This is a genomic window from Desulfosporosinus sp. BICA1-9, assembly GCF_000802135.1.
This window is the reverse complement of sequence record NZ_JUEE01000234.1, coordinates 1-9341: the sequence shown is the minus strand read 5'-3', so window position 1 is coordinate 9341 and position 9341 is coordinate 1. Positions and strand designations below refer to the sequence as shown.

Sequence of the window (9341 nt, the reverse complement as noted above, 5' to 3'; positions counted from 1 at the left end):
TTACTGGCAACCTTAAAAGTAAAACCTGGCAAAGAGGTCGAAGTGACCGAAATTTGTACTCAATTGGCCAAGGAAGTTCTTTCTAAGGAAAAGGACTGTTTGATGTACATACCCCATGTGGTAAAGAATGACCCAACTGAAATAGTCTTCTTTGAAAAGTATAAGGATAAAGAGGCCTTCAAAGCCCATGGGAGTTCAGCTTATTTTAAGGAAGCAGCCCAAAAGTTTGAAGACCTACTAGAGGGTAAGATCCAGGTTAAATTTCTTGAAGAAGTTTAATAGGCAGCAGCGAGCGATTGACGCCAAACATAAAAGTAATAAGTAAGAGGAGGCCTTCGCGTGTTGATGCAAAAGCCTCCATTACTTTACTTAGCGTTGTAGGGTGAAATTTACAGTATGTTTTATGGAAAAGGTAGTTGAGAGGGTAGTTTAAGGGCTACCGCCCGTCGTATCCTATTTGTTTTATGAATCTGGGGGTTGTCACCGGGCAAGGGCGCACTGAAATCCATCCTGTTACTAAGTTCTCATTATCCATATCGCGCCAGGAAAAGTCTGGTAAAGGGGAATGCCTACGGGCTGAAACCTTTAGAAGGAACCTAGCAGGGAGGAAGTGACCTGCCCGGTAAAGTGTGGTCAACAGCCGGAAGCGAGAATATTATCCATTTTTGTAATTATTGGACCACTTTTAGGTACATTCGTTTATCAAAGATTTGGCATTTACCTGTCTATCAGCATAATGGGACTTGCATTTCTAATGTCAGCTGGTGTTTTGACTTTTCTCCCGTCTCAAAGTGGAGAAATGCAAGGGAAACTGAATTCCAAATTTTGGAATGACTTAACTGAAGGATTCCTAATAAAACCATGTAAATAAAAACTTTAACGTAAAAGGAGCAACATTCATATGAAGAATTGTGAAATGAAGTTGAATGATATATTGACTTCTCAGGCCACACCCGGTGGCTTTGAATTGTGTGTAGGTGGATTGGTTGTCTTAGTGAGGTGGCCTGATTAAATAATTAAAAACCACTATTTCTAGCGGCTTTTAAATAAGAGCACGTAATGATCTACCTGACACCAATATAGATCGCTGATTACCTAACTAGGATCTTCCGACCATAATCAAGCAAGTTACCACCAATACTGATGATTCGTTCGACCTTACAAGATATCTACCCAGCTATAGACAACCTGTAGGGCTGCATATAACCGGAATTCTTACACATGCATATATCAAGCGACATATGGTTGGGTAAGAAACTCAACACCCAGCAAAATCTTAGCTCGACCCTTTACGATAAGTTGGAACCTTAAAACAATCGAATAGACTGAAATAAAGCCTTTCCCCACCGTAAAAGATCTTCCCTCCGACTATAGACAAGCGTTTTACCACCTGAAGATAATCTTTGGCCGACCCATATACACCCGGTAAAGAGCATATATAAATCTTGACTCAACCATTACGTACCCTTATGATCATATATTGCACTTTTGCACATTATAATATGCTGGCAAATAAAGGGGTAAAGTTTAGAGTTATGTGTTTAGATTCGGCGGAAAAACGTCTAAAAAGGACACAATAAAGGCCAGTACATTACTGGCCTTATGATAAAACTGAGCAGATATTAACGGGCTTTTCCAAAACTTTCAAACGTACGTTTAACCATTTCACCACCAACGCTGCCATTCTCGCGGCTGGTGCGGTCTCCACCCAACTTAATTCCCCATTCATTAGCGATGTTATCTTTGTTTACTGGTAAATTGTACTTAGCCATGATTGAATACCTCCTCTTGATGTAGTTTTGTAAGCTGAAATTGAGGCATGTTTAATTCTGAAGCTTCAGTAATGTTAATTTATCCACCTTGCACACAATAATTCGAGGTAACTTTTGGGTATTGTCAAGTGAAAGTATTTGAATGCCGAGGTGCAACCCCTTGAGTGATAATGGATCCAGGAAAGTTATGAAAGTTTCAAGTCGTATCGTCCTTCACCTTTCCTTAAGTTCGATAATCTAGGAAGAATTTGCTTAAAGCAGGTAATCAGGTCACCGTTACGCTTTCAAGCAACATTTTTACGGAAGTCCTTAGCAAGGATGGCGAGAAGTGGCGGCCACGCGGCCGCCGTTCTTTTTTTGGCTCCACCTATAATGACAGGGGACGGTTCTTTGACACAAGATAAGAGAAGTGACAGGGAAGTGACACAAGATAAAAAATAGGGTAATATATGGACAAAAGATAATTTAAGCGGTGAGAGGAAATGCCAAGAAGTGCAAGACAAAGAAGCAACAGCAGAGTATATCACATTATGTTTCGTGGTAACGAACTGAGAGATATTTTTATTGATGACGAGGACAGAAACAAATTCTTATCCACATTTAAAGAAAAGTCAGAGTGTGAGAATTTTTCTGTTTACGCCTATTGCCTCATGGATAATCACGTACATTTTCTTCTTTCCGGTGAACATGAGAAATTAGGAAAACTGGTCAAAAGGATCAATACAAGTTATGTCTATTATTTTAATAAGAAATATGAAAGAATAGGGCATCTGTTTCATGACAGGTTTAAAAGCCAAGCTGTTGAAACAGATGCCTATTTGCTTGAAGCCATAAGATATATACACAATAACCCAGTTAAAGCTGGAATTGCTAGGGTGCCAAATGATTATAAATGGAGCAGTTACCCTCATTACATAAAGGACCTGAACAATACTGTTCTAAATATTGATAAAGTCGCAATTCTAAAACTATTTTCGCATGACCCGATTCTAGCCCAAAAGTGCTTTGTTGAATTTTCGAAGGAAGCAAAGGCTATTGAATTTATGGATATTGAGGAACCTGAAACGAAAAAAGAGAGCCTAATAAGAGGCGAAATTGCAGCTAAACAGTATACTGAAGAGATTCTGAATCATAACGGCATAAAGCTTGACAGTCTAAGACTAAAGGGATTTGAAGATATACGAAATCAAATAATATTAGAATTGAGACAAAAATCGGACCTATCGGTCAGAGAAATTGCATCGCTCCTTATGATAAATAGAGGCATGGTCCAGCGTATCGGAATGTGACAAAGAACCGTCCCCTGACACCCCTGAAATAGGCTATACTTATATGCCGTCATTGTTTATGCTAAAGGAAGTATTTAACTGTGGAAGACCAGACCTTCGAGCTTCCTGCTCCTGCCGCATTAAAGTTTAAAGCAAATAATAATATGTTAAAACATATTGTAAAATGAAAGGGGGAAAATCATGATTACTGAGAGGATCGAAGGGGCAAGGCAGAATTATATCAATTCAAAGCCTGCTGTTTCCTATGAGAGAGCAAGGATATGGACAGAATCACATAAGAAGAATGAAGGTGAAGCGGTTCCTATAAGAAGGGCCAAGGCATTCAGAGACACCTGCCAGCAGATTGATGTAAATATCTTCGATGGAGAGCTTATTGTAGGGGTCATTGGCGAATTCAGAAAATGCGGTATTCTGACTCCTGAATTTTCTTGGACCTGGGTGGACAGGGAGATGGACAATTTCGATAAAAGAGTCCAGGATCCATATGTTATGACCGATGAGCAGAGAGACTATGTCAGAAAAAATATATTCCCATATTGGAAAGGAAAATCCCTGGAAGAAGCATTTCTGGCACAGCTGCCTGCAGAAACTGCAAAGGTTGCTGTTGATACAGGCTTTGTTGATAATGATTCAAAGTGGAGACAGGCTGTAGGTGAAATTACTCCGGACTATCAGGATGTTTTATTCAAAAAAGGCTTCGGTGGAATCATCAGAGAGGCAAAAGAACATCTTTCGAAGCTGTCGAGAACTTCAGCAGAGGATTTGAAGAAAAAGGACTTCTATAATTCAATAATTATTACTTCAGAAGGAATTATCACACTTGCAAAAAGATATTCTGAAAAGGCCATGGAAATGGCGGCATTAGAAAAGGATGCTGCAAGAAAAGCTGAGCTTTTGAAAATATCCGATATTTGCAGCAGGATACCGGAGAATACTCCTGCTAGTTTCTATGAAGCTATTCAGTTTCTATGGTTTATGCAGATTGGTGGAATATTATCAGAAAACCCATTGGCATTGAATGTAGGCAGATTTGATCAGTTTATGTATCCATATTACAAAGCTGATATAGAAAAAGGAATTATGACAAAGGATCAGATTCAGGAGCTGATAGAAGCACTATGGCTGAAATTATCAGAATGGGTCTGGACGATATCAGCAAATACAGCCGAATTCTTTGCAGGCTACAATCAGTTTCAGAATCTTACTGTTGGAGGTAAAACAAGAGAAGGTAAGGACGCTACCAATGACCTTTCCTATATGTGTTTGAACGCAACTGAAGCAGTAAAGACTCACCAGCCGGGGTTAAGTGTCAGGATACATCAGGATTGTCCTACTGAATTCTTAGATGCTGTAACCCATTTGGTAAGCAAAGGCACAGGCTTTCCTGCAATACACAGTGACAGTGCAGGTTACCAGATGCTTATAAATGCAGGCTATGAGCCGGAAGATGCAAGGGATTGGAACAACTGCGGCTGCGTAGTTCCACATTTCCGCAAAACCTACGAATGGACTTCAGCAGTAAATATTAACTTTACCGCAGCCCTGGAATTTGCATTGAACCAGGGCAAGAGCAGGATTTCGGGAGACAGGATAGGCCTGGATGAAAAAGCTCCGGCTGACTTTAAGACTTATGAAGAGGTTGAAGCTGCATTCTACAGACAATTTGACAACTTGATTGAACAGTCAATAATCGCTACCTTGTTAGCACAAAAACTCCATAAGGAAATGGTACCGAGGCCTTTCCTGTCTTCATGTATAGAAGAATGCATGACAAGCGGAAAAGACCTGGTTGATGTAGGAGCTAAATACAACCTGGGACCGGTTCTAACAGGTATAGGCCTTGCGGTAACATCAAACTCCCTGGCAGTTATCAAGAAGCTTGTATTCGAAGACAAGGCTGTAGATATGGAGACCCTCATAAAAGCACTAGACGCAAACTGGGAAGGCTATGAGGAGCTGAGGCAAGTGGCTTTCACTGTTCCAAAGTACGGTAATGACAATGACTATGTAGATGATATTGCATGCAAAATGGCAAATCACTACTATAAAGAAGGACACAAATATAAAGATATAAACGGCAACAATTTCAATACTGCCTTTATGGGCATATCAAACTATCTACCAACGGGTAAAGTCATAGGAGCAACCCCTTGCGGCAGAAAAGCAAAAGAACCGTTGTCCGAAGGCGTATCACCTTTTGCCGGTTCAGATACTTCATCACCACTTGCAGCAATGCGTTCGGCAGCAAAGCTAAACCAGGATGTACATTCCGGAGGAACATTACTAAACCTAAGATTAAATGAAGACCTGGTAAGTACCAAGAGAGGACGAAGCAATTTGGGTGCAATGATACAGACCTTCTTCTCGCTGGGTGCATTTCATGTACAGTTTAATACGATATCTACTGAAACCCTGCGCAAAGCTCAGAAAAATCCGGAAAATTACAAAGACCTATTGATCAGGGTCGCAGGCTATAGTACACAATTTGTTAATCTGTCCAGGTCAATGCAGGATGCGATAATAGCAAGAACAGCACATGAAAATTATTAACACAAATAATGGCACTGCTAAGAAAGCAGCAGCTTTAATCAGGCATTTGCATAAAGCCGAGAGGATATTGTATGGATACTAGCAGCGGATATTTTATGGAGATACAGAATTTTTCCGTTAATGATGGAAATGGAATAAGAACGGTCGTTTTTTTTGCCGGTTGTCCCCTTAGGTGCCAATGGTGCTCTAATCCTGAAAGCTTTTACAATAATAGGATTTCCTACTACGAAAAGACCTGTATAAAATGCGGAAGGTGTGTTCAGGTATGCCCTTATCAAGCAGCCTTGAACCTGAATGATCCTCTTGAATGGGAAAAATGCAGATCCTGCGGGCTTTGTGCAGAGGTATGTCCCACCGGCAGCAGGAAAAAATTGATCCATCATTATACCAGTGAGGAAATACTTAAGCTGATAGAAAAGCAAAAAATATTTTATAGATATTCAGGGGGAGGGGTCACTTTTTCCGGTGGAGAGGCAATGCTGCAGCAAGAACTGCTCAGGGAGCTTGTGTGCAGGCTATATGACCAAGCTGTAAACTTAGCCATAGAAACCTCAGGGTGTTTTGATTTTGATGAGGTTAAGGATATATTGGAGAAAATGGACTTGATATTTGTGGACATAAAGCATATGGATAGGGATAAGCATAAATTTTATACCAGAATCGGTAATGAGAGGATATTAAAAAACATAGCCGGATTTAATGAGCTGAAGGTGCCTGTAGTAGTTCGGATACCGGTTATAGACGGAGTAAACTCAGACATTGAAAACATAAGAGCTACTGCACAATTTGCTAAAGCACACCTTGATACCCCCAAAATAGAGCTGCTGCCATACCACTCTCTAGGTGACGGTAAATATGAAGCTCTTGGTTTGGAAAAGCCCTCAAGGAGCTTTAAAACTCCATCACGGAAGCATTTGATGGAATTATGCAGAATAGTTGAGCATGAAAGGGTAGAAGTAGTCAGTTATAAGTAAGATTTAACTAGAAACGTAATGAAATTGTTGCCTGATACCATCTTACAAGAAGGTCGTTATACTATTAAACGCGGAGATGCGTGGGACTATTTTCTAGAAAATTATTCTGGAACGTTGCATAATTTGAAAATTGGGAATTTCGAAGAATTACTCTCTCATACGAAGAATATGTAGCATGAGGAGAATCAAGTCTGGAACTTAGTTTAACTGAATATAATTGTGTGAGTGATTCAAATGGGGGGAATAAGTGTGAAACTTATACTTGAATCAGATGAATTGCATGATTATTTGAAACAAAGTCTAGATATAGACTTTGGTCATTTTACTAGTTTAAAGGCCTTAATACCTATGGCATAATATGGCTATAGAGCTTAAGGACCGACTCTAATTATAATTAAATTGGTAGTTGGGGGCAAAATTATTATAATATCAGGGTACCATGAAGTGTGAGTTAGGATGGAGAGAGAAATGCAAGATCCCGTTTTGCACCAGGCCATAGCTGCGTGGGAGAAATCAAGTGATGATCCTATTGTGAGAGAAGAGTACTTTGCGAGACGCAAGGCAGTTTTAGATGAGATGGCGGCCGTCAGAGAAGCAGAACTCCGGTTGAGGGAAGCAATCCAGAAGGGAAAGGCAGAAGGAAGGGCAGAAGTTGCGAAGAATCTTTTGGACTTGGGAATGGAGATTTCAAAGGTAGCTAAAGCAACAGGTATGACGGAAGACGAAGTTAAAGTGCTAAAAGATTGAGACTACTGATCGAGGGAGGGGTCTGCTCCCTATAGGGGGCCCTAGGAGCACCGGTGCCTGTCGAATCAGAAAAAGCTATTCCCTACACTATGGAAGTGTGGGGCGATTTTTTGTCCGCAATTCGCTTTTCCGCCAAAGGGGACTGTCCATAGATTAACGGTGTTAATTGCCTGAGAGTAAATAGATAAGTTGACCAAAATACGTAAATAGAGGTAAGCGCTTAACGGAACAATACAACTGATAGCCTACTGGTGCCAGTGGATCTCGGGTGAGTTTACCCTAAACGTTCATAGCCAGATCATCGGGGTTAATCCCGATAAGTTAGAGTCATACGACTTTGCCCCTGCAGATATTCCGTTGGTGAAAAAGCTAAAATCAGTTCTGAGTTAGAGGTGGCGCATGTCTAAAATTATCTATGGCCTATATGAGCAAATCATTAACGGGATCATTAACGAAAACCTTACTAAAGTTGATCAAGAGCTTATCATAAAAGATACTCAGCCGCTGGATTCGGCCGAGTCTTCTAAGATTCTGGCTGATTACCTAACTAGAATTCTGCGTGAGATTTTTGATTATATCGAAGATGGGGATGCTGTCGTCAGAGACCGGGTAAATTTATGTAATGGTATTTTGAAGTACATAGGAGAGTGTATTCAAAAAGGAAGCTTTAGTTTTAAGAAGGATCAAGAGACCTTAAAGCGAGTTAAGAGTTTCCTAATTAGTCAGGATGCCCAGATCCTATTGTCCCTTGTGGACAAACAAAAGCAAGCAGACCAAGAGCTTTACCCAGCTCTGAAAAGACCGTGAGACCAGAGACTTCCATCTCAGAGAACTCTCTCTTTACTGGGGCGGTGCATGAGCCAAGCATGATCTCAGAACTGAAAAAGGAAATCTTAAGTAGTGACAGGATTGATTTTCTCGTATCATTCATCAAGTGGAGTGGCTTACGGTTAATCATCAATGAGCTGACTCAGTTTACAATGGGCGGCGGTAAACTACGGGTTATCACAACTTCCTATCTGGGAGCCACTGATTTTAAGGCAGTGGAACAACTCAGTAAACTGACTAATACCGAAGTACATATTTCCTATGATACTGAACGGACTCGCCTTCACGCCAAAACCTATGTCTTCTGGAGAGATACCGGCTTTAGCACCGTTTATATCGGATCGTCAAATATCTCTGAGTCAGCTATGACGAGCGGATTGGAATGGAATATTAAGCTATCCCAATATGACTTAGTGGATATTCTGGAGAAGATCCGGGCCACCTTTGAAGGGTATTGGAATAATCTTGAGTTTACGCCTTTTATTGCAGCGCTTGATTCCGAGCGTTTGAGAAAAGCTTTGAGGTCCGAGAGAAGAAGCAGTCAGGATGAAGCGCATGACTTAGTGTTTCACTTTGATCTTAAACCTTACTATTATCAGCAAGAAATACTGGACAAATTGAAGGCTGAACGGGAAGTGCATCACTCGTTTAAAAACATAGTCGTTGCAGCCACGGGTACTGTAAAGACTGTCATAGCAGCCTTTGATTACCGAGACTTTTGCAGGGCAAATCCGAATAGAACGCACAAACTACTCTTTGTCTCCCAGCGAAAGGAAATATTAAGTCAGAGCATGTCTTGCTTTCGTGGGATACTCAAAGATCTCAACTTTGGCTCCATGATGGTGGGAGTCGTAAAGCCAGATAGCTTTGACCATTTATTTGTTTCGATCCAATCCTTTAACTCAAAGGATTGGACTGAGGTTACTTCGTCTGATTTCTACGGAATGCTTGACCGCCGGCTGCAGGTTTGGGGGCATAAAAAGATTCTAAAAAGGGTAATTGTCAAAAACTCTGCACATAGCAATAGCCATTTAGAACTGGGATAATTACCTCAAGACTAATTGAGGAGGAATTATCCATGACACATGACGAGCAGTCTAGGATCAGACGCCAGCAGGTAAACGCTTACCGTGCTTCCGGACAAACGGCTGCTGCATGGTGCTCAGAAAACAACCTAAGCA

The 9341-nt window shown here is 40.8% G+C and carries 4 protein-coding genes and 3 pseudogenes; 6 read left to right on the top strand and 1 reads right to left on the bottom strand.

What is annotated here, in order from left to right; all coding sequences use genetic code 11:
- Nucleotides 1-279, top strand: a 279-nt coding sequence (locus JL57_RS28900) for a putative quinol monooxygenase (RefSeq protein WP_291300723.1), incomplete at its 5' end; no start/stop codon positions are given.
- A gap of 1343 nt (nucleotides 280-1622) precedes the next feature.
- Here JL57_RS28900 and JL57_RS28890 read toward each other — a convergent pair.
- Nucleotides 1623-1736, bottom strand: a pseudogene (locus tag JL57_RS28890) (small, acid-soluble spore protein, alpha/beta type); the annotation flags it as partial.
- Between the two features lie 518 nt (nucleotides 1737-2254).
- On the opposite strand from JL57_RS28890, the gene JL57_RS28885 reads away from it, so the two are divergent.
- The 5 genes and pseudogenes from JL57_RS28885 to JL57_RS28865 form a co-directional block, all read left to right on the top strand.
- Nucleotides 2255-3061: a transposase gene (locus tag JL57_RS28885; protein WP_034145341.1), complete on the top strand. Its 807-nt coding sequence runs from the start codon at nucleotides 2255-2257 to the stop codon at nucleotides 3059-3061.
- Nucleotides 3062-3241: 180 nt separating this feature from the next.
- Entirely contained in the window at nucleotides 3242-5611 is a 2370-nt protein-coding gene (locus JL57_RS28880) for a formate C-acetyltransferase/glycerol dehydratase family glycyl radical enzyme (RefSeq protein WP_034145340.1), read from the top strand.
- Nucleotides 5612-5682: 71 nt separating this feature from the next.
- The gene (locus tag JL57_RS28875) at nucleotides 5683-6585 is read left to right on the top strand and encodes a glycyl-radical enzyme activating protein (protein ID WP_034145339.1); all 903 of its coding nucleotides are present in this window, start codon (nucleotides 5683-5685) and stop codon (nucleotides 6583-6585) included.
- A 468-nt stretch (nucleotides 6586-7053) separates the two neighbouring features.
- A pseudogene (locus tag JL57_RS28870) lies at nucleotides 7054-7332 on the top strand (Rpn family recombination-promoting nuclease/putative transposase); the annotation flags it as partial.
- Between the two features lie 399 nt (nucleotides 7333-7731).
- A pseudogene (locus tag JL57_RS28865) lies at nucleotides 7732-9200 on the top strand (DEAD/DEAH box helicase family protein); the annotation flags it as partial.
- Between the last annotated feature and the right edge of the window lie 141 nt (nucleotides 9201-9341).

Coding starts and splice junctions, on each gene's coding strand:
- JL57_RS28885 (WP_034145341.1), top strand. CDS start 2,255: ATGCCAAGAAGTGCAAGACAAAGAAGCAACAGCAGAGTATATCACATT.
- JL57_RS28880 (WP_034145340.1), top strand. CDS start 3,242: ATGATTACTGAGAGGATCGAAGGGGCAAGGCAGAATTATATCAATTCA.
- JL57_RS28875 (WP_034145339.1), top strand. CDS start 5,683: ATGGATACTAGCAGCGGATATTTTATGGAGATACAGAATTTTTCCGTT.